Here is a 23,622-nt window from a genome sequence, read left to right as displayed (position 1 = left end):
CCCCCACCACCGACCCCCGCGCACTGGCCGACACGGCAGTCGCCATCCTCACCCGCTTCGACCTCGACCGCCCCGTCCGCCTGCTCGGCGTCGCAGTCGAATACACCATGCCCGAGAAGTAACCGGACTCAGCCCACCCTGCTGGCCCTGGCGTAGAAATCGGCACAAAGCCGCTCCTCATCCTGGAACAACTCCCGCAACTCCTCGTCCGACACCTCCACCTCGCCACACTGGCCGAGAATCGTCGCCTCGACATACGAAAGCGCCCGCCACACCACCGCCGCATCATCCCGGAACTGCCCGATCCCGGTATTGCACGGCAAGCACAACGCATGCCGCACATCACCGGTCCGATGACAATGATCCACATGCTCCGGCGGCCGATCCCAGCACACCACACACAACCCATGCTGCGCCGAGACCATCCGCTCGACATCCTCATGCCGCAGCCGATAACGCTGAGCCAGGTGATAACCCCGCGTCCTCGCCACGGAATCAGCACCACGCCGCTCCGGGAGGATCACGAACTCCGGCCAGAGAATCTCCCCGCCCAGATAGAGGGCGGCCAACTCCAGCAAGACCGTGTTGTCGCCGAAGTGGCCGAGCCCGTTGTTGCAGTTGAAACAGAGAACGCCCCGGACCTGGCCGGTCTGGTGGCTGTGGTCGACGAACGTGCCCGGCACGGCCCGGCAGATGGCGCAGAGCCCGCCCTGCCGGGCGAGCATGCGCTCAAAGTCGTCCTCGGTGATGCCGTAACGGAGCTTTAGCTTGTAATTCCGATCGCTCCCGTGATTCTTGATCTTGTTCTCGCGCACCACTACCGTGTGGCACGCCCGGCAGTAGGCAGTGAGCCCATCTTTACTAGACCGATTGCTGCCGAATTCGGCATGGGTCTTGATCTCGGAACAACGAGGACAGAACTTCTGCCCTTCGGGGACTTCAACCCGCTCACGCACGGTTTTCCCTTGCTCTTCCATGCGTTTGCGATAGCTCTGAGTGGAACGCTTCCGGAAGCAGACCCTGCAATATCGCGCCAGCCCATCGACCATGCGCTTATTGCGCCCGAACTCGGAGACCACCTTGGTCTCGCCACAGTCCGGGCACCACTTAACTCCGTCCGGCGCTTCCACCCGATTCACCCCTTTTCGATGTCCGTTTTGCCCTACTCTCCGCCCTTTTGCACGTAACTGCGCACGAATTCCTCTGCGTTCTCTTCGAGAACTTCGTCTATTTCGTCCAGAATCGCGTCGACGTCGTCGCTGAGCTTCTCCTGCCGCTCCTGAACGTCAGGCGCTGCCGAGGCCTCGGTCTCCTCGACCTCAGACTCGCGCCGCCCGGTCTGCTTCTGACCGCCGGTGTCCTTGGTAGCCATGTCCTACCTCCACTTGGGGGACTGCCTCTAAGGCATATCTTCCCCGAACCGGCCGACATTTCGCGCCGATCGCCCAGCGATCTTGCCAGGTTGACCAGATAGCACAACTATCTAATACTGGAACCCCGTACCCACAAGGAGATTCCGATGTCCCCATCATCTCTGAGCACCGCAGGTGTGCTCCTCATCACAGTCCCGCTGGTGGCCTTCGGCGGCGTCTCGCTGCTGTCGTTCCTGATGCGGAACGTCCCCGGCTACCTGGACAACCCGGTCCGGCGCGGCCTGTGGCGGGCCGGGCACGCGCATGCGGGAGTGCTGGTCCTGTTCGGCCTGGTGGCGATGCTGTACGTGGACCAGGCGAGTTTGCCGGAGGCCGTGAAGGGGTTGACGCGCACGCTGATCGTGGCGGCGCCGATCCTGATGCCGCTGGGTTTCTTCCTGTCGGTGGTGCGTCCGAGCGACACGAAGCCGAGCAGGTTGATCTGGCTGACGGTCGTGGGGGGTGTGTGTCTGGCGGTGGGCACGCTGACGCTGGGGATCGGCCTGCTCTGAGGAGGGGGCGGTCAGTCTCCGCCGGTGAGGGCGGCGACGAGGTCTGCGGCGGTGCGGCAGCGGTCGAAGAGCTCGCCTACGTGGGCTTTGGTGCCCCGCAGCGGCTCGAGTGTGGGCACGCGCTGGAGCGACTCCCTGCCGGGGATGTCGAAGATGACGGAGTCCCAGGAGGCGGCGGCGACGGATTCGCTGTATTGGCTGAGGCATCGGCCGCGGAAGTAGGCGCGGGTGTCGTTCGGGGGGCTTTCGACGGCGCGCTGGACTTCTTCTTCGGTGACGAGGCGTTGCATGCGGCCGCGGGCGACGAGCCGGTTGTAGAGGCCGCGGTCGGGCCGGATGTCGGAGTATTGCAGGTCGACGAGTTGGAGCCGGGGATGGGTCCAGGGGAGGCCGTCGCGGCTGCGGTAGCCCTCGAGGAGTTCGAGTTTGGCGACCCAGTCGAGCTCGTGGGAGAGCTGCATGGGGTCTTCGGCGAGGCGGGTGAGGACGGATTCCCAGCGGTCGAGGATGTCTTTGTTCATCTCGTCCTGGGCGGTGCCGCGTTCCTCGACGTACTTTCTCGCTTGTTCGAGGTATTCCATCTGGAGTTGGATGGCGGTGAGCTTGCGGCCGTCGCGCATGGGGATCTCGTAGCGGCAGCTGGGGTCGTGTGAGACGGCCCGGAGTGCTTGGACGGGGCTTTCGATCGCGAGGTCGCGGGTGAGGAAGCCTTCTTCGATCATGGCGAGGACGAGCGCGGTGGATCCGAGTTTCAGGTAGGTCGAGATCTCGGACATGTTGGCGTCGCCGATGATGACGTGGAGCCGGCGGTATTTCTCGGGGTCGGCGTGCGGCTCGTCCCGGGTGTTGATGATGGGCCGCTTCAGCGTGGTCTCGAGCCCGACTTCGACTTCGAAGAAGTCGGCGCGCTGGCTGATTTGGAAGCCTTCGCCGCGGGAGTCCTGGCCGATGCCGACCTTGCCGGCGCCGACGACGACCTGCCGGGAGACGAAGAAGGGGGTGAGGTGCCTGACGATGTCGGCGAAGGGGGTGGCGCGCCGCATCAGGTAGTTCTCGTGGCAGCCGTAGGAGGCGCCTTTGGCGTCGGTGTTGTTCTTGTAGAGCTGGATGGGCGCGTTGGAGGGGATGGCGGAGGCGCGTGTGGCGGCGTCGTACATGACGCGCTCGCCTGCCTTGTCCCAGATGACGGCGGCGCGGGGGTTGGTGCATTCGGGTGAGGAGTATTCGGGGTGGGCGTGGTCGACGTAGAGGCGGGCGCCGTTGGTGAGGATGACGTTGGCGAGGCCGAGGTCCTCGTCGGTGAGCTGGCTGGTGTCGGCGACTTCTCTGGCCAGGTCGAAGCCGCGCGCGTCGCGCAGCGGGTTTTCTTCTTCGAAGTCCCATCGTGCCCTGCGCACGCGGGCCGCTGAGGCGGCCAGGTAGGCGTTCACGACCTGTGAGGAGGTCACCATCGCGTTGGCGCCTGGCTGACCTGGTACGGAGATGCCGTACTCGGTCTCGATGCCCATCACCCGACGCACCGTCATGCAACATCCTCTGTTCGTCCGGATCTGCCTATCCGCCGTTTATATGCCCGAGCCTATGCCCTTCACAGTGCCCCGAGGCCACAGAGTTATGGCACCGACGCCTTTTCCACCTGTACGGCGGGAGCTGATGGGCTTTGCGGGGTTCTGCGAGGCTTGAGAAGTCGCTGGATGGGGCGTTCGGCAAAGGAGTACACCAGATACGACAGGAGTACGGCTACCAGCGTCGCGATGGTGGCGACGGCCCAGGGGGGCAGGTCGCCGGTGAGCGCCGGGATGAGGGCGGCGGCGACGACGCCATGGAACAGGTAAAGCGGGTAGGTGATGCCGCCGAGCGCGGTGAGCGTTTTGGAGGGTTTGAGCCTGAGGAGGCCGAGCGCGGCGAGCGCCATCAGGGCGAAGATCACGGTGATGGTGATGATCACGCTGGTGTCGGTGACGGGCATGTTCTTGAATCCGGCGGCGTCGATGCGCCGGTGGACGCGGTCGAGCGCGGAGGGGATCGACATGGCGTATCCGGCGGCCACGTAGAGCCAGGGCAGCCAGGTGTTGCCGTGTTTGTGGATGAGGTACAGGGCCATGCCGGCGACGAAGTAGGGGGCGTAGTGCGGCATGACGATCTCGTTGAGGAGGTCGTTGCCGAGCAGCCGGGCGGCCAGGGCGGCGGCCAGCCAGACGCCTGCGAACGCCAGGACGCGCCCGTAGGTGACGCCGATGATCACGAGGATGGCCATCAGCAGGTAGAAGCGGAGCTCGGCCCAGAGCGACCAGTAGACGCCGCTGGCGTCGGTGACCTTGAACAGCCGCTGGAACATGGTGGCGTTCAGCAGGTATTCACCTGGTGAAAGTTTTGGGTCGAGCACTTTGACGCCGGTCAGGCCGTAGAGGGCGGCGACGGCGCCGAGGCTGAGCCAGTACGCGGGATAGAGGCGGGCGAACCGGGACCGGGCGAAGCCGCCGAGCCCGCGTCCCCAGACGGTCATGAGGATGACGAACCCGCTGATGATGAAGAACAGTTCGACGCCGAGGATGCCGAGCCCGGCGATGGGCGCCAGGGCGGGGAACAGCTCGGCGGGCCTGTCTCCCCAGACGGAGGCGTACGCGACCAGGAAGTGGAAGGCGACGACGGCCAGGGCTGCGAGGAATCGCAGGAGGTCGAGTTCGGCCAACCGGCCGTCTCCCCGAGCATGCTTCGGCCGGTTAGGTTGATGCACGCCCCTTAGACGTAATTTGTGTCACTTCGGTTCCACTGGGCGCTCTGTTCCCACCAGAAGCACGCGTGAGTCGCTGCCGAGGCCGATCGCGGCGCGCGTGGCGGGGCTGAGGGCGAGCAGGCCGGCGGCTCCGGCGGCGCCGCATTCGGACAGGGCGACGCCGTGGCCGGCGAGCCGGTGGGCGGCGGCGGCCGCCTGGTCGTCGGTGATGGTCATGTACAGGTCGGCGAGGTGGGCCAGGAGGCGGTGGGCGATGAGCGAGGGTTCGGGGCAGTCGAGCCTGCCGAGGGTGGTGCGGCCGGCCTGGACGCGGACGGGCCGGCCGGCGCGGGCGCTTTCGATCAGGCAGGGGGAGCCTTCCGGCTCGACGATGACGATCTTCGGCTGCTCGCCCCAGCGGTCGCGTACGTATCCGGCGGCCGCGGCGGCCAGCCCGCCGACGCCCGCCTGCGCGAACACGTGGGTGGGCGGCTCAAGGACCGCGCCGGGGCCGTTTCCGGCGTGGGCACCGGCATCGGCGCCCGTGCCGGGGTCGGTGAGCTCGTCGAACAGGACCGTGTAGCCGCGCATGACGTCGAGCGGGACGTCGGTGTAGCCGTCCCAGGAGCTGTCGGCGACGAGCCGCCACCCGTGCTCCTGTGCGGCCTGCTGGGCGGCGGCCATACTGGCCTCGTAGTCGTCGCCGCTGCGCCGGACCTCGGCGCCGAGCGCGCGCAGCCGCCGCGCGAACGCCTCCGGGACTCCGTGGCTGAGGTAGACGACGCACGCCGTCCCGACCTCGCGCGCGCCGGAGGCGACGGAGATGCCGTGGTTGCCGGCGCTGGCGCAGACGAACGGCGTCCCGCCGCCGAGGCGGTGCACGGCGTACGCGCCGCCGAGCGCCTTGAAGCTGCCCAGCCCCATGCGCCCGCTCTCGTCCTTGACGTAGACCGCCTGTGTCCCCGCCAGGCCCGGGATGGTGTGGACGGGCGTGGGCCGGTAGGCGGGGTGCCCGGCGAAGTGGGCGCGGGCCTGGCGGGCGTGCTCGGTCCCGATGAGCGCGCGGTCTTGCGCGGTGTACGGGGCGCGTCCGGGGTTGAGGTACTCCATGATCGCCATGCTAGGAGCCGGCCGGGTCCCGGGGCCGCAGTGCCACGCGGGGCGGCATCGTCCGAGGCTGTCAGGTGCGGTCGCGGGCGGCGGCGACGGCGGCCTGGCCCAGGCTGATGCCGCCGTCGCCGGGCGGCACGCGTACGTGCGTGAGCACCCGGAACGCGGCCCCTCGCAGCCGCTCCACGGTGCGTTCCAGCAGGAGCACGTTCTGGAAGACCCCGCCGGACAGCGCGACCGCCGACAGCCCTGTGGCGTCTCTGAGGGCCGCGCAGGAGCGGACGATGGCGTCGGCGACACCGTTGTGGAAGCGGCCCGCGATGACGCTCGTGGGCACTCCGGCGGCCAGGTCCTCGGCGGCGGCGCGGATCAGGTCGCCGCCCTCGACGGTGAGCAGGTCGCCGGCGGTGACGGAGGCGGGGTAGGCGCCGGTTTCCGCGGGGTCGGCGTGCTGTTCGAGCTCGATCGCCGCCTGCCCCTCGTAGGTGATGGCGTCGCGGACGCCGAGCAGCGCGGACACGGCGTCGAAGAGGCGGCCGGCGCTGGACGTGAGAGGGGCGTCGACGCCCTTGTCGGCGAGGGCGAGGACGCCGGCCCACCGGTCGGCGTGGCGGCGGGCCACGTCCAGCTCGGGGTGGTCGTGGCGGAGGTAGGCGGCGGCCATGCGCCACGGCTGCCTGATGGCGGCGGTGCCGCCTGGCATGGGGACGGGGGCGAGGCGGCCGAGGCGTTCGAAGCCGGCCAGGTCGGCGCGGAGGAACTCGCCGCCCCAGATGGTGCCGTCGGCGCCGTGGCCGAGCCCGTCGAAGGCGACGCCGATCACGGGTCCGGGGTCGCCGTTGTCGGCGAGGCAGGACGCGATGTGGGCGTGGTGGTGCTGGACGGCGACGAGCTCGACGCCGGGGATCTCCTTGGCGTGCTTGGTGGACAGGTATTCGGGGTGCAGGTCGTGGGCGACGATCTGGGGCCGGATGTCGAACAGGCCGCAGAAGTGGTCGATGCCCTCGACGAAGGAGCGGAGCGTCTCGTGGTTCTCCAGGTCGCCGATGTGCTGGGAGAGGAACGCGCGCCGATCCTGGGCCAGGCAGAAGGTGCTCTTGAGCTCGGCGCCGCAGGCGAGGACGGGACGGGGCACGGGCCGGCGCAGCGGGAGCGGCTCGGGGGCGTAGCCGCGGGCCCGGCGCAGCACGGTGATCTTGCCGGACATGGGGCGGACGACGGAGTCGTCGGTGCCGATGTGGATGGCGCGGTCGTGGGTGAGAAAGGCGTCGGCGATGCCATTGAGCCTGGTGAGGGCGTCGGCGTCGTCGTAGGCGATGGGCTCGCCGGAGACGTTGCCGCTGGTGAGGACCATGGGTCCGGCGAGTTCGGCGAGCAGCAGGTGGTGCAGCGGCGTGTACGGCAGCATGAGGCCGAGGCTGCGGTTGCCGGGTGCGACGGAGGCGGCGACGGGGGCGCCGTCGAGGCGGGGCAGCAGCACGATGGGCCGGGCGCGGCCGGTGAGCAGGCCGGCGGCGGCGTCGTCGATCTCGCACAGCCGCCGGGCCTGATCGAGGTCGGCGGCCATGACGGCGAACGGCTTGTCCTCGCGGTGCTTGCGGCCGCGCAGCGTGGCGGCGGCCTGCTCGTGGGAGGCGGGCACGGCGAGGTGGAAGCCGCCGAGTCCCTTGATGGCGACGACGTGGCCGTCGCGCATCAGGGTGACCGCGCAGGAGACGGGGTCGCCGCGCAGTTCGGTGCCGTGGGCGTCGAGGAGCCGCAGCCGGGGCCCGCAGGCGGGGCAGCAGGTGGGCTGGGCGTGGTGGCGCCGGTCGCCGGGGTCGTGGTATTCGGCGGCGCACGCGGGGCACATGGCGAAGCCGGCCATGGTGGTCAGCAGCCGGTCGTAGGGGACGCCGCGGACGATGGTGAAGCGGGGCCCGCAGTTGGCGCAGTTGATGAACGGGTAGCGGTGGCGGCGGCCGGCGGGGTCGGCCAGCTCGCGCAGGCAGTCGTCGCAGGTGGCGCTGTCGGCGGAGACGAGGGCGCGGCACAGCCCTGCGGGGCCGGTGGCGGCGATGGTGAACTCGCTGTGCCCGGCCGGTTCGCCGCTGACGACGGTGACCCGCTCGATCTCGGACAGGGCGGGCGCGTCGCGTTCGAGGGCGGTGAGGAACTCCTCGACTCCGGCGTGCGCGCCTTCGATCTCGATGAACACGCCGTCGACGTCGTTGCGTACCCGTCCGGCGAGGCCGAGGCGGTTGGCGAGGGAGCGAACGAAGGGCCGGAAGCCGACGCCTTGCACGATGCCTTCGACGTGCACGTCTACCCGTTTGAGCGTGGTCACAGGGCCAGTGTGCGCCTCGTCGGCGTGCACACGCATGCGTATCGGCCGTGTCGCGGGCCTGTGGTTCGCACGCGAGAGCGGGAGGGCACGGTGGCCCTCCCGCTCTCGTGGTTCTACAGGTATTGACCGGTGTTCGCGACGGTGTCGATGGAACGGCCGGCCTCGGTGCCCTGCTTGCCGGAGACGAGCGTGCGGATGTAGACGATCCGCTCGCCCTTCTTGCCGGAGATGCGGGCCCAGTCGTCGGGGTTGGTGGTGTTGGGCAGGTCCTCGTTCTCGGAGAACTCGTCCACGCAGGCCGTGAGCAGGTGCTGCACCCGCAGGCCCTTCTGGCCGCTCTCGAGGAACTGCTTGATGGCCATCTTCTTGCCCCGGTCGACGATGTTCTGGATCATCGCGCCGGAGTTGAAGTCCTTGAAGTAGAGGACTTCCTTGTCGCCGTTGGCGTAGGTCACCTCGAGGAAGCGGTTCTCTTCGCTCTCGGTGTACATGCGCTCGACGACACTCTGGATCATGCCGCTGATGGTGGCCTCGCGGGAGCCGCTGTGCTCCGACAGGTCCTCCGGGTGCAGGGGCAGGTCGGGGATCAGGTATTTGGAGAAGATGTCCTTGGCCGCCTCGGCGTCCGGCCGCTCGATCTTGATCTTGACGTCCAGGCGGCCGGGCCGCAGGATCGCCGGGTCGATCATGTCCTCGCGGTTGGAGGCGCCGATGACGATGACGTTCTCCAGGCCCTCGACACCGTCGATCTCCGACAGCAGCTGGGGCACGATGGTGTTTTCGACGTCGGACGACACGCCGGAGCCGCGGGTGCGGAAGATCGAGTCCATCTCGTCGAAGAACACGATCACCGGGGTGCCCTCTGAGGCCTTCTCACGGGCGCGCTGGAAGACCAGGCGGATGTGCCGCTCGGTCTCGCCGACGTACTTGTTGAGCAGCTCCGGGCCCTTGATGTTGAGGAAGAAGCTCTTGCCGGACTGGCCGGTCTTCTCCGCGACCTGCTTGGCCAGGGAGTTGGCGACGGCCTTGGCGATGAGCGTCTTTCCGCAACCGGGCGGGCCGTAGAGCAGCACGCCCTTGGGGGGGCGCAGCTTGTGCTCGCGGAACAGGTCGGCGTGCAGGTAGGGCAGCTCGATGGCGTCCCTGATCTGCTCGATCTGCCGCATGAGGCCGCCGATCTCCTCGTAGGAGATGTCGGGGACCTCTTCGAGGACGAGCTCTTCGACTTCGGACTTGGGTATGCGCTCGTAGACGTAGCCGGAGCGAGGTTCGAGCAGGAGCGAGTCGCCGGCCCTGATGGGCTGGCCGACCAGCGACTCGGCCAGTCGCACGACGCGTTCTTCGTCGGCGTGCGAGATGACCAGGGCCCGCTTGCCCTCGTCGAGCAGTTCTTTGAGCATCACGATCTCGCCGACCTCTTCGTAGCCGAGAGCCTCGACCACGTTGAGCGCCTCGTTGAGCATGACCTCCTGGCCACGCCGCAGCGAGTCGGCGTCGACGGCAGGGCTGACGTTCACCCGCAGCTTGCGGCCGCCGGTGAACACCTCGATCGTGCCGTCTTCTCTGGCCTCGAGGAAGGTGCCGAAGCCGGATGGCGGCTGCGCCAGCCGGTCGACCTCCTCCTTGAGAGCGACGATCTGGTCCCTGGCCTCCTTGAGGGTTGCCACAAGGCGTTCGTTCTGGCCGGTCACGGCCGCCAGATTCGCCTGTGCCTCATGGAGACGCTCTTCGAGGACCCTGGCCTGACGGGGTGACTCGGCCAGCTTCCGCCTCAGCGCGGTGATCTCCTCCTGGAGGAAGGAGACCTGTGTTGAAAGATCAGCGACCTCCCGTTCGCGCTGCGCGGCTCGAGCCTCAGCATCATCGCGAGCTGCCACGCCCCGTCACCTCCTTCCCAGTCGAGGGCGACTACTAAGGACCTTACCTATCTCGGGCCCCTCCGTAACCTGGCCGGGCAGTGTTCGTAGAGTGACATTCAGTGTTCGGTGAATAATCCCCAATAGAGCGTTTAATACTCCCAGCATATGAACACGGCGATCTGTTCCCGTGTCACGCACGAACGCACCCTCGTGGCCAAATTGTCATAGTTCTTCGGTGGTCCCCTTCGGTCGGCGGCGTCTCGGCGGCGGCGCCACCCCGTCCGCCATGCGGCGGGCGGAGACGAGGAACCCCGTGTGGCCGATCATCCGATGATCCGGTCTTACGGCGAGCCCTTCGACATGCCAGTCGCGAACCAGGGTCTCCCACGCATGCGGCTCGGTGAAACACCCGTGATCGCGAATCGCCTCGACGGTCTTGGACATCTGGGTGGTCGTGGCCACGTAACAGCAGATCACGCCGCCCGGCGTGAGCGCCTTGGCGGCGGCGTCGACGCACTCCCACGGGGCGAGCATGTCGAGGATGATCCGGTCGACGTCGACCTCGTCGATCGAGGCCACCAGGTCGCCGACGACCAGCCGCCAGTTGTCGTCCATGGGGTCGCCGTAGAACTTCTCGACGTTCTTGCGGGCCACGTCGGCGAACTCCTCGCGGCGCTCGTAGGAGGTCACGTGCCCCTCGGGGCCGACGGCCCGCAGCAGGAAGCACGTCAGCGCGCCCGAGCCGACCCCGGCCTCGATCACCCGGGCGCCGGGGAAGACGTCGGCCATGCCGACGATCATCGAGGCGTCCTTGGGATAGATGACCGCCGCGCCGCGCGGCATGGCGAGCGTGTAGTCCTGCAGCAGGTGGCGGAAGGCGAGGTATTGGGTGCCGCCGGAGGAGCGAACGACGGAGCCTTCGGGCTGCCCGATCAGGTCACTGTGCGGGATGGCGCCCTTGTGGGTGTGGAAGACGCCGTCCTCCTTGAGCGTGATCGTGTGGCGCTTGTTCTTGGGGTCGGTGAGCTGCACCTGATCCCCCGCCCGGAAAGGCCCATGCCTGCGGAAACCCATGGTCGCAAGGGTACTGGGGTTTCCAGCGCGTCCGTACGCGCGATATCTATGGGGGATGCTCCCGCGCGACGTGATCTCCACCGGCCCCCTGATTCTGCGGCCTCCCGTGGCGGGGGACGCCGAGGCGATCGTGAAGGCGTGCAACGATCCCGTGACGGCCTGGTTCCTCCCGCTGCTGCCCTCGCCGTACGGGCCGCAGGACGCCCGCGACTACTTCGACATGGCCGAGGCGAAGTGGGAGGGCGGCGGCGCGGAGTTCGCGATCACCGAGAACGGCCAATACGTGGGCTCCATCTCCGCCCGGCCGCCGGACCATTGGGGCGTGACCGAGATCGGCTACCTGGTGGCGCCGTGGGCCCGGGGCAAGAACGTGGCCGCGAGGGCCGCCAGGGCGGTGCCCGACTGGCTGTTCGACCACGGGGTGCGCCGGGTCGAGCTGCAGGCCGCGGTGGAGAACGTGGCCAGCCTGCGGGTGGCGTACAAGGCTGGCTTCCTCGAGGAGGGGCTGCGGCGGGACGCCAAGCGGCTGCGCGACGGGCGCTACGTCGACATGGTGGCCTTCGGCAGGCTGCGGGGCGACGCGGTGGCCTCGGGGGCGCCGTACCTGCCGTTCTTCGAGGGCGGTCAGCTGTCCGACGGCGTGGTGCGGCTGGTGCCGCTGGCCGTGCAGGACGCCGGGGACTTCCACCGGATGCTGGCCGACCCGACCGTCGCGGCCTACTCGATGGCGCCGGCGAGCACGCTGGCGGACGACGAGCGGCGGTGCCGGTACACCGGGTACTGGTGGGTGTCGGGGCAGCGGATCGAGCTGGCCATCAGGGACGCCGCCTCCGGGGCGTTCGCGGGGCATCTGCAGCTGACGCAGGTGCTGCCGTCGCTGGGGCAGGCGATGATCGGTTATTCGCTGGTGCCGGCGTTCCGGGGGAAGGGCTTCATGACGCGGGCGGTCAACCTGCTGGCGGACTGGGCGTTCGCGAACACCGCGCTGCACCGGATCGTGGCCGGTACCGAGGTGGGGAACACCGCCTCGCACCGGGTGCTGGAGCGGGCCGGGTTCAGCAAGGAGGGAGTGCACCGGGAGCTGTTCCCGAAGCCCGGCGGCCGGCGGGTCGACGACGTGGCGTGGGCGCGGCTGCGGCCGTCCTAGCGCGCCCCTGAGCCCTCGTGCCGCGTCCGTCGTCGTGGTACCGGCGGCGGCCCATACGGCGCGCCCGGTCCGCGGACCGAAATGGGCAAAAATCCCAATTTCCTGTTGAGGGCTAGTCAAGGGCGGCGTCGGGGGTGATAGTCGGGGCACCCGCACTAGAGTGTCGCGCGATCGGGTTGCGCGATCTCTCCCGCCACCGCCAGAGGGATCACCGCGATGCCATACAACCGTGCCGATGTCGCCATGCGCGAACTCGTCGCCGCGTTCTCCTGCCTGGAGGCGGCGGACCTGATCGATCGGCTGGCGCGCGCCGCCGCCGCCGTCGCGGGCACCGCGTACGCGGGGTTCGTACGCGTGGACGCGCTGCGGCAGGAGGCGCTCTCGCTCCACGTGCACGCCCCTCCAGGGGACCCGCTGCGCGTGCGGCGCTGGCTGGCCGAATCCGGGGTGCTGAAGGAGCTGACGCTGTCGGCCGAGACGGTGCGGCTGGCGCACGACACGACCGTGGGCGAGCCGGGCTTCCTGGCCACTCCGGTGCCGTTGGTTGCGCGGGACCACACGTTCGTGTGGGTCGCGGGGCGCGGGTTCGGGGACGGCGACGAGCATCTGCTGAGCCGGTTCGCGACGGCGGCCGGGCGGGCGCTGGAGGCGGCCAGCGGGCTGGAGGCGGCGGTACGTCTGTTACGGGGCGTACGGAGTTTCCGACCGGCGTAGCCGCGTCCGCTCCGATTGGGGCCGTCCGGATCACACAGAAAAGGTCGGCCGGTTGACGGGCTGGAATTCCCCGCTTAATGCCGGTCGAATACCGGCTCCACGGCACCATTTATGATGCTTTTCCGGCTATTTAACAATTTATATCGGTCAGTCAAGATAATTTTACTTAAAAGGCGGCAATGCGTCCTTTCGCCGCCTCTCCCCCCGCGCCGCGCCCGGCGGCGTCAGGCCCTGGTTCCCGGCCATTCCGGACCTCGGCCCGGCCCGGCGGCCCTCTCCATGGAGGCTCCGCCCTTCCGGAATCGGCCGGCGACCGCCTTTTCGGCCGACGCCGCGATCATGGTCAGAGACGCCTCGCGGAGTTATGTCCCATTTGTGTCATGATGGGCTAAGGGAACAGGCCGTTCGGCGGGGGCGGCATTGAAGTAGGTTGGCGATTCGTGAAGGTTCTCATCGTCGGCGGGAGCGGCTTTCTCGGCGGCGAGCTCCTGCGGCTGTGCGCGGCGTCGGGTCACGACGTGGGCGCGACCTACCTCACCCGGCCGGGAACGTGTCCGGGAGTCGCGTGGCTGCCTCTGGACGTGCGTTCTCGTGCGGACGCCGCCGCGGTCGCCGGCGCGTTCCGGCCAGAGGTGACGATCAACGCGGCGTACCGCCAGGCGGACTGGACGGCCACGGCGGACGGCGCGGCGCACGTCGCCCTGGCCGTCACGGAGGCGGGCGGGCGGCTGGTGCACGTCTCCAGCGACGCCGTCTTCTCGGGCTCAGCGCCCGGCTACGACGAGACGTCCGTGCCCGACCCGGTCAGCCCGTACGGGGCCGCGAAGGCGGCGGCCGAGACGGCGGTCCGGGCCATCGCGCCCGGCGCCGCGATCGCCCGGACGTCCTTGATCGTCGGAGGCGGCGGATCCCCGCACGAGTCCTTCGTGCGCGCGCTGGCCAAGGGGCGCGCGGACGGGGTGCTGTTCACCGACGACGTGAGGTGTCCCGTGCACGTCGCCGACCTCGCGGCGGCGCTCATGGAGCTGGCGGTACGCGGGGACCCGGGGATGTGGCACGTGGCGGGCGCCGACGCGGTGAGCCGGTACGAGCTGGGGGTGCTGATCGCCCGCAGGGACGGCCTGGACCCGGCCCGCCTGCCGACCGGCCGCCGCGCCGGCACCGCCCTCCCCGGACCGTACGACGTGCGCCTGGACTGCACGGCGACGCAGCGGCGGCTACGGACCCGGCTGCGCGGTGCCCGCGAGTTCCTGACCGCACCCGGCCCCTGAACGACCACGGACGCGCGCCCAGGCCCTCTACTTCACCCCTGAACGCCCGCGTCCCCGGGCGTGAGGAACGCTCCTCAAGCCCGGGGACGCGGTCGTACGTCGCCTGGCCCTACCCCCGGTGTGCTTCGAAGCGGAGGGTGCGGGAGACGCCCACCCGGACGGTGGTGCCCGGGGCGATGGTGACGGCCTCGTTGGGCGGGATGTCGTAGAAGTTGGGGTCGCCCGGCGGCTGAATCTGGGTGCCGTTGACCGAGCCCAGGTCCACGAGGTTGACGTCCCACCCGTCCAGCGCCACCCGCAGGTGCCGGCGCGAGACCGACCCGTCGGGGCTGGTCACCTTGGCGGGCCTGGCCGTGCCGCCGGCCACCTCGGGCGCCCGCTCCGGGTCGCGTCCCAGCAGGTAGTCGGTCTCCAGCGGCAGCGCGGTCCCGTCGTCCAGGACGAGGACGCCCAGCGAGGGACGCGGGCCCTTGTAGGGGACGAGGGTGCGCTGCACCAGGGCGATGCCGCAGACGGCGCAGTAGGGCACGCGGGGGTCGTTGAAGTGGTCGTTCTTGCAGTCGACCCCGTAGACCAGCGGGCGGTCGCCGTGGTCGGGCTGCTGCTCCTGGGGCGGCGGTCCCGGGTGGTCGAAGTGGTCGGGCGGGCCGAGCACGGGCTGGTCGAAGTGGTCGGGCGGGCCCATGTGCTGCGGGACCTGCTGCTCCGCTGCGCCGTTGCCGGAGGGCTGCGGCTCGTCGTACGACGGGAACTGCTGCTGCGGCTCCGGCAGGGGCGGCGGCTGCTCCTGCGGCGGGTGGTAGGGCGGCGGCTGCTCCTGGTGCGGCACGAACGGCGGCGGGGCCTGCTGCTCCTGCGGCGGCTGGAAGGGCGGCTGGTCCTGCGGGTGGAAGGGGGGCTGGTCCAGCGAGTGGTAGGGCTGCTGGTCCTGGGAATGGTAGGAGGGCTGGTCCTGGGAGTGGTAGGAGGGCTGGTCCATGGGCGCGGGCTGCGGGCCTGAGGGCGGGCCCGGCATGACCGGCGGCTGGCCGGCCAGCGGGTACGGGGGCCGCTCGACCTGCTGCGGTTGCTGCTGCTGGGGCGGCGGCTGGATCAGGTCGGCCTCGATGTGGAAGGCCGTGGCGGGCATCTCGCTGGTCAGCGGGCGGGACGGGGCAGGCGCGGAGGGCTCGTCGGTGAGGTCGCCGACGAGGCCGCCGCCGTGGATCACGCCGCCCTCGAAGCGAACGGCGGGATGGGGGCTGCCTGCGCCGGGCAGGCTCAGCTCGACCCGCTCGACGGTGCCGGTGACGAGCCGGTCGGCCCACGTCAGGGAGTCGCTGCCGGCCAGCCGCGTCTCGCCCGACGAGGTGGCGATCGTGGCCGCGGCCGAGCCGCTGACCAGCACGGCCACGCCGCCGCCGACGGGGCCGGCGACCGCGCACGTGGCCGGGTCGCCCGCCATGTTGGCGGCCAGGACCTGCGCGGCGCGGCGGGCCAGCGCCCTGCCGTCGCCGCCGGACGCGGCCGTCTCGCGCAGCGCCTCGAGCAGGTCGTCCGCGGCGGCCTCGCCCGCGTCGCACACCAGCAGCAGCCCGCCCACGTAGGCGACCAGCCCATTTCCAGGAAGGGGACGCACCACTCCGAAGCCTTGGTCGGTCATGCGTCCTCCCTCATGACGACCGTGCTGCGCTCATTGGTGCCCTCGCTGCGCTCGGTCACTCAACTCTCCTCCCCGGAAGCCGGCGATGTTACGGCACCCGCACTGCCGTGCTGGCCACCAGCCATACGCATACCCAGTCGACGAGGCCGTGCCGCGGCCCTGTCGTCTCGATTCGGTGGACCGGTGGACCGCAACAAACCCCTTAACTGTGCAAGTTTGGCCAAACAGCACACTATCGGCCAGTCGTCGCATCGCAGAAATCGCCGGAGTCCGATCCGGCCACCCGAAACTGCTGGACACGACCCTATCCGCGGGCCGCCGCTTAAACGAGTGGGACAAATCAGACGCCGGTGAAAACTCGGTTCACATCGGCCGTGGCGAGCACCCCGTAGATCTCGCCGCCGCGCTCGACGAGCAGGTATTCGCTGCCCGGGGCCTCGCGCATGGCGTCGATGAGGGGCTCGCCGGTCAGGTCGGCGGCGAGCACCATGGTGGGCTCGAGGGACTTGGCGAGGGAGGCGACGTTCACCCAGGGGCGGCGGTGCTCGGGGGTGGCCTGCACGGCCGCCTCGTTGACGATCGCGAGGGGCTTGCCGTCGTGGTCCACCACGACCATGGCGCCGGCCTGTACCTCGGCGGCCTGCCGCAGCGCCTCGGCCAGCGGCGTCTCGGCGGTCACCGGGATCGCCCGGCGCGCCAGGGCCCGTGCGTCGACCTGCGGGATCTTGGCGCGGATCTTGGCCACGCGCAGCGACTGGGAGGCGCCCATCCAGATGAACGAGGCCAGCACCAGCGGCCACACCAGTCCGAACGTGTCGATCTCCTGCTCGCCGGTCAGGGCCGTCGCGATCGGGAACACGACGAGGAGCACGGCCAGGACCCGGCCGCCCCAGGCGGCGACGATGGTGCCGGAGCCGGGGTTCTTGGTGAGCTTCCACACCCCGGCGCGCAGCATCCGGCCGCCGTCGAGCGGCAACCCGGGCAGCAGGTTGAACACGCCGACGATGAGGTTGGCGAACCACAGTTGCCAGACGAGCACCTCGAGAATGCCGCCGTCGTTGATCACGTAGACGTCGGCGGCCAGGCCGAGCCCGGCCAGGCCGAGCGAGAGCACCGGCCCCGCGGCGGCGACCGTGAACTCCTTGCCCGGCGTGGGCGGCTCCTTCTCGATCTCCGACACGCCGCCGAGGAGGTAGAGGGTGATCCTGCGCACCGGCAGGCCGTACCACTTGGCCAGGACGCTGTGCGCGAGCTCGTGCAGCAGCACCGAGACGTAAAGCAGCACCGCGAACACGAACGCCACCGCGTACGCGGCGGTGCTGTCGAGCTCGGGCAGCCTCTGCTGCACCTGGGGCCCGAACATCACGGTGATGAAGCCGGCGACGATGAACCACGTCCATGAGACGTACACCGGAATGCCGAACGGCTTCCCCATCCGAATGCCGGAGAACTCCCGCCGCGGGCTCTGCTCGCTCACCGAACTCCTTGTACGTCCTTGCCGGCGGGAACCCGCTCGCCGGACGGCCGCGCCCGGCGGCGGTCCGTATGGCGGAATTCCCATTGGTACGTGGTGTTGCTGCCTTGATGTTACGCGCCGTGGCACGTGATCCTCGTTCCGCGGGCGTTATTCTGTCGGGGTCGTGACCTAGAGTGCCGTGCATGACGTTGACCGAGCCGGTGATCATCGGAGCTCTCTCCCCGTCCCGGGCGGGCGATTTCATGACCTGTCCGCTGCTCTACCGCTTCCGGGTGATCGATCAGCTGCCGGAGAAACCCTCGCCGGCGGCGGTGCGCGGCACGGTGGTCCACGCGGTCCTGGAGCGTCTCTACGACCTGCCGGCGCCGCGCCGCTCGGTGCAGTCGGCATTGGAGCTGCTGGAGCCGCAGTGGGAGCGGCTGCTGGCCGAGGACACGCAATACGCGGAGATGTTCGCCGACGACGCCGAGCAGGCCGAGTGGCTGGCGCAGGCGCGCGGCATGCTGGAGCGCTACTTCACGCTGGAGGACCCGACGCGGCTTGAGCCCGCCGAGCGCGAGCTCTACGTGGAGGCGGTGCTGGACGGGGGGCTGATGCTGCGGGGCTACGTCGACCGGCTCGACGTGGCGCCCACCGGCGAGGTCCGGGTGGTCGACTACAAGACGGGCAGCGCGCCGGGGCGGGACTTCGAGGCCAAGGCGCTGTTCCAGATGAAGTTCTACGCGCTGGTGCTGTGGCGGCTGCGCGGGCAGGTGCCGCGGCTGCTGCAGTTGGTCTATCTGGGCGGCGCGGGCGAGGTGCTGCGGTACGCGCCGGACGAGGCCGACCTGCTGGCCACCGAGCGCAAGGTGATGGCGCTGTGGGCGGCGATCGAGCGGTCGCTGGAGACCGGGGAATGGCGGGCGCGGCGGAGCCGGCTGTGCGACTGGTGCGACCACCAGGCCCTGTGCCCGGAGTTCGGCGGCACCCCTCCCCCGGTCCCCGACCGCCAGCCCGGCGACACGGTCCGCAGCAACCGGCGCGCGGCCACCGACGAGCTGTAGGGGCGGCCGGCGCGCCGGCCGGGTGCCCGCACCGGGGACAAGCGGGCCGCACGCAGCCCGCCCCAGGTCGGGTGGGCGCGGCGCGATGTCCGCGCCTCCACGGACCGCGACTCGCGGCGGCCGCCCTGTGCGGAACAGCCGCCGGGAAGGGGAGACGACCGGGTCCGAGGCGGGTCGGCGGGCCGGACAGGAGCCCGGTGCTGGATGTGCCGGTCGGGGCGGGAAGTCCGGTCTGGAGGGGGCGTGGCCGCTAAGGGGTGTATGGGGCTAATCCTCCCGAGGGAGGAGGTTGTGGGTTCTCACCTGGTCTTACAGTGAAGCGGTGCGCATCGACCGAACCAGGCTCCACGACACGGTCCTAGCCGGGGTGGTGGCCGCGGCCACGGTGGTGCTGTTCATGCTCTACGATGCCGAGCGCCTGGAGATCGACGGCCTGATCGTCGAGGGCACGCGGGCCCCCGACGCGTTCGGGACGGCGCTCGTGGTGCTGGCCTGCGTCCCGCTGGCGGTGCGCCGGCGGTGGCCGCTGGCGGCGCTGTGCGCCGGGCTGGTGCCGGAGACGCTGCTGACCGCGTTCGGGTACGGCGGCGGGGTGCCCGGCCTGGCCGGGCTGGTGCTGCTGTTCTCCGTGGCGTCCCATCGCGGGCTGGCGGTGGCGCTGTGCGGGCTGCTGGTGTCGCTCACGGCCTACGCCTTCGGCGCCGTGGCGGGCCCGATCAGGGTGACGAGCTGGAGCGATCACGTGGTGGTCGCCGTGGTGCTGGTGGCGGTGTGGGGCGCGGGCCGCAGCCTGCGGTTGCGGCGGGCGTACCTGGAGGAGCTCAGAGACCGGGCGAACCGGCTGGAACGCGCGCACGCGGCCGACACGCGGGCGGCGCGCGCCGAGGAGCGCTCCAGGATCGCGCGGGAGCTGCACGACGTGGTCGCCCACCACGTCAGCGTGATGATCGTGCAGGCCTCGGCGGCGCGCCGGGTGCTGGCCTCCGATCCGGAGCTGGCGGGCGAGGCGCTGTCGGCGATCGAGCACACGGGGCGGATGGCGATGACGGAGATGCGCAACATCGTCGGCGTGCTGCGTACCGACGCCCGGGCCGAGCTGGGCCCGCAGCCGGGCCTGCAGGACCTGCCGGCACTGGTGGAGCAGATGCGGGAGGCGGGGCTCCCGACCCGGTTGCTGGTGGAAGGCGAGTCGCGGCCGCTGCCGGCGGGGGTGGACCTGGCGGCGTACCGGCTGATCCAGGAGGGGCTGACGAACAGCCTGCGGCACGCGGGAGTAGGAGCGGAGGCGGTGGTGACCGTCCGGCACAAGCCCCGTGAGCTGGACGTGCGGGTGGAGGACGACGGGGCCGGCGGGTCGGGGCTCTCCAAGCGGTCAGGGCACGGTTTGGTGGGTATTCGCGAACGCGTGGCACTCTATGGTGGAATCCTGAGCATCGGTCCGCTAGCGGGGGGCGGTTTCGAGGTGCGGGCGAGGTTCCCGTTGAAGGACGGCCAATGACGATCAGAGTGCTGCTGGTGGACGATCAGCCGCTGCTGCGCACCGGGTTCCGCCTGATCCTTGAGGCCGAGCCCGACCTCACGGTGGTGGGCCAGGCCGGGGACGGCAAGGACGCGATGGAGCAGACGCGGGCGCTGCTGCCGGACGTGGTGCTGATGGACATCCGGATGCCCGGGATCGACGGCATCGAGGCGACGCGCAGGATCGTGCGGGAGGCGGCGCCGACGGCGCACGTGCCGAAGGTGCTGGTGCTGACGACGTTCGACCTGGACGAGTACATCGTGGAGGCGCTGCGCTCCGGCGCGTCGGGGTTCCTGCTGAAGGACGTGCCGCCGGACGAGCTGGTGCAGGCGATCCGGGTGGTGGCGGCGGGCGACGCGATCGTGGCGCCGAGCGTGACCAGGCGGCTGCTGGACAGGTTCGCCAAGCGGCTGCCGTCGGCGTACGAGCAGGCCGCTCCCGCGCGGCTGGACCGGCTGACCGAGCGGGAGCTGGAGGTCCTGCGGCTGATCGCCAAGGGCATGTCCAACGCGGAGATCGCGGCCAAGCTCGTGGTGAGCGAGACGACGGTCAAGACGCACGTCGGCAACGTGCTGACCAAGCTGGGACTGCGCGACCGCGTGCAGGCCGTGGTGCTGGCCTACGAGACGGGGCTGATCACGCCGGGCGCGCTGTCCTGAGCGCGGCCCGGCGCGATTGGGTCAGCCTTCCCTGGCCGCCGCCGCGGCGGCCGGGACCTCGGGGGCGTTCTCCGGGAAGTGGCAGGCGACGCGGTGGCCGCCGGCCAGCTCCTCCAGCGGCGGCTCGACCGTCCGGCAGACCTCCTGCGCCTTCCAGCAGCGGGTGTGGAAGCGGCACGCCGGCGGCGGGTTGAGCGGGCTGGGCACGTCGCCGGTCAGCCGGATGCGCTCGCGTTCCTTGCGGGCCTTCGGGTCGGGCACGGGCACGGCCGACAGCAGGGCGTTCGTGTACGGGTGCATGGGCGAGGCGTACAGCTGCTTGCGGTCGGCGATCTCGACGATTTTGCCCAGGTACATGACGGCGACCCGGTCGCTGATGTGGCGCACCACGGACAGGTCGTGGGCGATCACGACGTAGGTCAGGTCGAGCTCGTTCTGCAGGTCCTCGAGCAGGTTGACGACCTGCGCCTGGATGGACACGTCGAGGGCGGAGACCGGCTCGTCGGCGATGATGAGCTTGGGCTTGAGCGCGAGCGTGCGGGCGATGCCGATGCGCTGCCGCTGGCCGCCGGAGAACTCGTGCGGATAGCGGTTGTAGTGCTCGGGGTTGAGCCCGACGAGCTCCAGGATGTCCTGGACGGCCTTCTTGATGCCGTGCTCGGTCTGGACGCCCTGGATGCGGAACGGGGCGCCGACGATGGCGCCGACCGTGTGCCGGGGGTTGAGCGACGAGTACGGGTCCTGGAAGATCATCTGCATGTCGCGGCGGAGCGGGCGGAGCCTGCCCTGGCTCATGTGCGTGATGTCCTGGCCCTCGAAGACGACCTTGCCGCCGGTGGGTTCGAGCAGCCTGGTGACCAGCCGTCCCGTCGTGGACTTGCCGCAGCCCGACTCGCCAACCAGGCCGAGCGTCTCGCCCTTGAACACGTCGAAGCTGATCCCGTCGACCGCCTTGACGGCGCCGACCTGCCTTTTGAACAGGCCTTTCGTCACGGGGAAGTGCTTCTCCAGGTTCTGCACCGAAAGAAGCAGTTCGGTTTCACTCACTGGGTCTCCAGCACTGGCTTGATCTCGTTCTCCCACAGGCTCCGCCGTTCGGTCCTGCTCATGTGGCAGCGCACCAGGTGGCCGCCCTCGGTCTCGGCCAACGCCGGCACCTCGGTCTGGGCCTTGCCCTCGGTGCGCTCGGCGTACGGGCAGCGGGGGTGGAAGGCGCACCCCGGCGGCACGTTGATCAGCGACGGCGGGGAGCCCTTGATGGGCAGGAGCCGTTCGGTGCGCTCGCGGTCGAGGCGGGGCATGGAGCCCAGCAGGCCCCACGTGTAGGGGTGCTCGGGGCGATAGAAGATGTCCTCGGCCGCGCCGAATTCGACGCATTTGCCGCCGTACATGACGAGGATGTCGTCGGACAGCTCGGCGACCACGCCCAGGTCGTGGGTGATGATGATCAGTGCGGAGTTGAACTCGCGCTGCAGGTCGCGCATGAGGTCCAGGATCTGGGCCTGTACGGTCACGTCGAGCGCGGTGGTCGGCTCGTCGGCGATGAGCAGCTCGGGGTCGCACGAGAGCGCCATCGCGATCATGGCGCGCTGCCGCATGCCGCCGGAGAACTCGTGCGGGTAGCTGTCGACGCGCCCGGCCGGCTCGGGGATGCCGACGCGGCCGAGCATGTCGATGGCGTGCTTGCGGGCCACCTGCTTGGAGACGTCGTGGTGGATGCGGTAGGCCTCGATGATCTGGTGGCCGACCGTGTAGTAGGGGTGCATCGACGACAGCGGATCCTGGAAGATCATCGCCATCTTCTTGCCGCGCAGGCGGCGTACGTACTCGGCCGAGGCGCCGTTGAGCTCCTCGCCGTCGAGCCAGATCTCCCCGGAGATCTTGGCGCGGCCGCCCTTGTGCAGGCCGAGCACGCCGAGGCTGGTCACGCTCTTGCCGGAGCCGGACTCTCCCACGATGCCCAGGGTCTTGCCGCGCTCGACGCTGAACGACAGCCCGTCGACGGACTTGACCAGGCCGTCGTCGGTCGGGAAGTGGATCTTCAGGTCCTTGACGTCAAGGAAGCTCACGACAACCTCACCCTCGGGTCGACCACGGCGTAGAGCATGTCGACGATCAGGCTCGCGACCACCACGAAGCACGCGGCTATCAGGACGAAGCCCATGACCTGCGGCAGGTCCTGGTTTCTGATGGCCAGGATGGCGTACTGGCCGAGCCCGGGCAGAGTATAGGTGGTCTCGGTGAGCACGGCGCCGCCGATGAGCAGGCCGAAGTCGATGCCGAAGAGGGTGAGGATCGGCGTCAGCGCGGCGCGCAGCCCGTGCTTGACGACCACCTGCCGCTCCCGCAGGCCCTTGGCGCGGGCGGTGCGGATGTAGTCCTCCCCCATGGTCTCCAGCATGCCCGCCCGGGTGAGCCGGGCGTAGCCGGCGGCGAACAGGAACGCCAGGGTGATCCACGGCAGCAGCAGGTCGTACGCCCACTGCGCCGGGTTCTCCGTGATCGGCGTCCAGGCGCCGCCCGGCGGGGTCCAGCCCAGGCCGTAGCTGAAGACGACCAGGGAGATCATGCCGGTGAAGAAGATGGGCAGCGACACGCCGGCCAGCGCGGTGCCCATCGTCAGCCGGTCGAAGAAGCTGCCGCGGCGCAGCGCGGACAGCACGCCGACGCTGACGCCGACCACCACCCAGATGAAGGCGGCGCCGATGGCCAGCGAGAAGGTGACCGGCATGCGGTCGATCAGGTCGGGCCAGACCGGCTGCCCGCTGATGAAGGAGTAGCCGAAGCACGGTGCCGGGCATTGCTCGACCCCCGCGCCGTAGTCGTACTCGGCGCCGGCGACGATGCCCTTGACGAACCGGCCGTACTGCACGACCACCGGGTCGTAGAAACCCAGCCGCTCGGCGACCAGTTGCACCGTCTCGGGTGTGGCCGCGCGGCCCACGTACCGCGAGGCGAGGGCCTCGGGCGTCGCCCCGGCCCACTGTGGCACGACGAAGAAGATGCCGAAGGTGACCATGCTGATCACGATCAGCATCGCGATCGCGCCGATCAGTCGTCTGATGATGTATGTGAGCACCGCTACCGGCCGAGTGGCCCGCCCGCCGGGGTGGGCCACTCATGCCTTCACCTGCCTTCGCT

20 protein-coding genes are annotated in these 23,622 nt (G+C 69.9%); 7 read left to right on the top strand and 13 right to left on the bottom strand.

Annotation, left to right across the window (positions count from 1 at the left end):
* Positions 1-128 precede the first annotated feature (128 nt).
* Positions 129-1,130 carry an endonuclease domain-containing protein gene (locus EJK15_RS39145; RefSeq protein ID WP_138715526.1) on the bottom strand — a complete coding sequence of 334 codons (1,002 nt, stop codon included), beginning with the start codon at positions 1,128-1,130 and terminating at the stop codon, positions 129-131.
* Between the two features lie 32 nt (positions 1,131-1,162).
* Complete coding sequence (locus EJK15_RS39140) at positions 1,163-1,372, bottom strand: ubiquitin-like protein Pup (RefSeq protein WP_138715525.1); 210 nt, start codon at positions 1,370-1,372, stop codon at positions 1,163-1,165.
* 147 nt (positions 1,373-1,519) lie between these two features.
* Here EJK15_RS39140 and EJK15_RS39135 point away from each other — a divergent pair, with 147 nt between their 5' ends.
* The gene (locus EJK15_RS39135) at positions 1,520-1,924 is read left to right on the top strand and encodes a hypothetical protein (RefSeq protein WP_138715524.1); all 405 of its coding nucleotides are present in this window, start codon (positions 1,520-1,522) and stop codon (positions 1,922-1,924) included.
* Positions 1,925-1,935: 11 nt separating this feature from the next.
* Here EJK15_RS39135 and dop read toward each other — a convergent pair whose 3' ends face one another.
* From dop to EJK15_RS39105, 6 genes are all read right to left on the bottom strand, one after another.
* Positions 1,936-3,450, bottom strand: a complete 1,515-nt coding sequence (gene dop, locus EJK15_RS39130) for a depupylase/deamidase Dop (RefSeq protein WP_138715523.1) — start codon at positions 3,448-3,450, stop codon at positions 1,936-1,938.
* Between the two features lie 86 nt (positions 3,451-3,536).
* Positions 3,537-4,616: an acyltransferase family protein gene (locus EJK15_RS39125; protein ID WP_240777493.1), complete on the bottom strand. Its 1,080-nt coding sequence runs from the start codon at positions 4,614-4,616 to the stop codon at positions 3,537-3,539.
* Positions 4,617-4,682: 66 nt separating this feature from the next.
* Positions 4,683-5,750: a pyridoxal-phosphate dependent enzyme gene (locus tag EJK15_RS39120; RefSeq protein ID WP_138715521.1), complete on the bottom strand. Its 1,068-nt coding sequence runs from the start codon at positions 5,748-5,750 to the stop codon at positions 4,683-4,685.
* 70 nt (positions 5,751-5,820) lie between these two features.
* Positions 5,821-8,076 (bottom strand): carbamoyltransferase HypF, encoded by a 2,256-nt coding sequence (hypF, locus tag EJK15_RS39115; protein WP_240777492.1) that lies wholly within the window; start codon positions 8,074-8,076, stop codon positions 5,821-5,823.
* 113 nt (positions 8,077-8,189) lie between these two features.
* The gene (gene arc, locus EJK15_RS39110; RefSeq protein WP_138715519.1) at positions 8,190-9,953 is read right to left on the bottom strand and encodes a proteasome ATPase; all 1,764 of its coding nucleotides are present in this window, start codon (positions 9,951-9,953) and stop codon (positions 8,190-8,192) included.
* 204 nt (positions 9,954-10,157) lie between these two features.
* Positions 10,158-11,009 (bottom strand): tRNA (adenine-N1)-methyltransferase, encoded by an 852-nt coding sequence (locus tag EJK15_RS39105; RefSeq protein WP_138715518.1) that lies wholly within the window; start codon positions 11,007-11,009, stop codon positions 10,158-10,160.
* Positions 11,010-11,064: 55 nt separating this feature from the next.
* On the opposite strand from EJK15_RS39105, the gene EJK15_RS39100 reads away from it, so the two are divergent.
* The 3 genes from EJK15_RS39100 (at position 11,065) to EJK15_RS39090 (ending at position 14,141) form a co-directional block, all read left to right on the top strand.
* Positions 11,065-12,156, top strand: a complete 1,092-nt coding sequence (locus EJK15_RS39100) for a GNAT family N-acetyltransferase (RefSeq protein ID WP_138715517.1) — start codon at positions 11,065-11,067, stop codon at positions 12,154-12,156.
* Between the two features lie 216 nt (positions 12,157-12,372).
* On the top strand, positions 12,373-12,870 hold the full coding sequence (locus EJK15_RS39095) for a hypothetical protein (protein WP_138715516.1): 498 nt from the start codon (positions 12,373-12,375) through the stop codon (positions 12,868-12,870).
* A 440-nt stretch (positions 12,871-13,310) separates the two neighbouring features.
* Positions 13,311-14,141, top strand: coding sequence for an SDR family oxidoreductase (locus EJK15_RS39090; protein WP_138715515.1), 831 nt, complete (start codon positions 13,311-13,313; stop codon positions 14,139-14,141).
* Positions 14,142-14,250: 109 nt separating this feature from the next.
* Here EJK15_RS39090 and EJK15_RS39085 read toward each other — a convergent pair whose 3' ends face one another.
* Together EJK15_RS39085 and EJK15_RS39080 are read right to left on the bottom strand one after the other, a co-directional pair.
* On the bottom strand, positions 14,251-15,783 hold the full coding sequence (locus EJK15_RS39085; protein ID WP_138715514.1) for an FHA domain-containing protein: 1,533 nt from the start codon (positions 15,781-15,783) through the stop codon (positions 14,251-14,253).
* A 340-nt stretch (positions 15,784-16,123) separates the two neighbouring features.
* On the bottom strand, positions 16,124-17,260 hold the full coding sequence (locus EJK15_RS39080) for a site-2 protease family protein (RefSeq protein ID WP_138715513.1): 1,137 nt from the start codon (positions 17,258-17,260) through the stop codon (positions 16,124-16,126).
* A 182-nt stretch (positions 17,261-17,442) separates the two neighbouring features.
* On the opposite strand from EJK15_RS39080, the gene EJK15_RS39075 reads away from it, so the two are divergent.
* From EJK15_RS39075 to EJK15_RS39065, 3 genes are all read left to right on the top strand, one after another.
* A complete protein-coding gene (locus EJK15_RS39075; RefSeq protein ID WP_138715512.1) occupies positions 17,443-18,303 on the top strand; it encodes a RecB family exonuclease in 861 nt (286 codons plus the stop codon).
* Positions 18,304-18,625: 322 nt separating this feature from the next.
* On the top strand, positions 18,626-19,801 hold the full coding sequence (locus EJK15_RS39070) for a sensor histidine kinase (RefSeq protein WP_138715511.1): 1,176 nt from the start codon (positions 18,626-18,628) through the stop codon (positions 19,799-19,801).
* Complete coding sequence (locus EJK15_RS39065; protein WP_138715510.1) at positions 19,798-20,481, top strand: response regulator; 684 nt, start codon at positions 19,798-19,800, stop codon at positions 20,479-20,481. Before EJK15_RS39070 ends, EJK15_RS39065 begins: the two co-directional genes overlap by 4 nt.
* A gap of 21 nt (positions 20,482-20,502) precedes the next feature.
* Here the strand turns inward: EJK15_RS39065 and EJK15_RS39060 are convergent, their stop codons facing one another.
* Genes EJK15_RS39060 through EJK15_RS39050 form a run of 3 tightly spaced genes read right to left on the bottom strand, consistent with a single transcriptional unit; the run spans position 20,503 to position 23,560 of the window.
* Positions 20,503-21,528 carry an ABC transporter ATP-binding protein gene (locus tag EJK15_RS39060; protein WP_138715509.1) on the bottom strand — a complete coding sequence of 342 codons (1,026 nt, stop codon included), beginning with the start codon at positions 21,526-21,528 and terminating at the stop codon, positions 20,503-20,505.
* Entirely contained in the window at positions 21,525-22,550 is a 1,026-nt protein-coding gene (locus EJK15_RS39055) for an ABC transporter ATP-binding protein (RefSeq protein WP_138715508.1), read from the bottom strand. The genes EJK15_RS39060 and EJK15_RS39055 overlap by 4 nt, the downstream gene beginning before the upstream one ends.
* Positions 22,547-23,560, bottom strand: coding sequence for an ABC transporter permease (locus EJK15_RS39050; RefSeq protein ID WP_138715507.1), 1,014 nt, complete (start codon positions 23,558-23,560; stop codon positions 22,547-22,549). Before EJK15_RS39050 ends, EJK15_RS39055 begins: the two co-directional genes overlap by 4 nt.
* Positions 23,561-23,622: the final 62 nt, after the last annotated feature.

This window comes from Nonomuraea basaltis, from assembly GCF_005893125.1.
Lineage (GTDB): Bacteria > Actinomycetota > Actinomycetes > Streptosporangiales > Streptosporangiaceae > Nonomuraea > Nonomuraea basaltis.
This window is presented reverse-complemented; position numbering and strand designations above follow the sequence as displayed.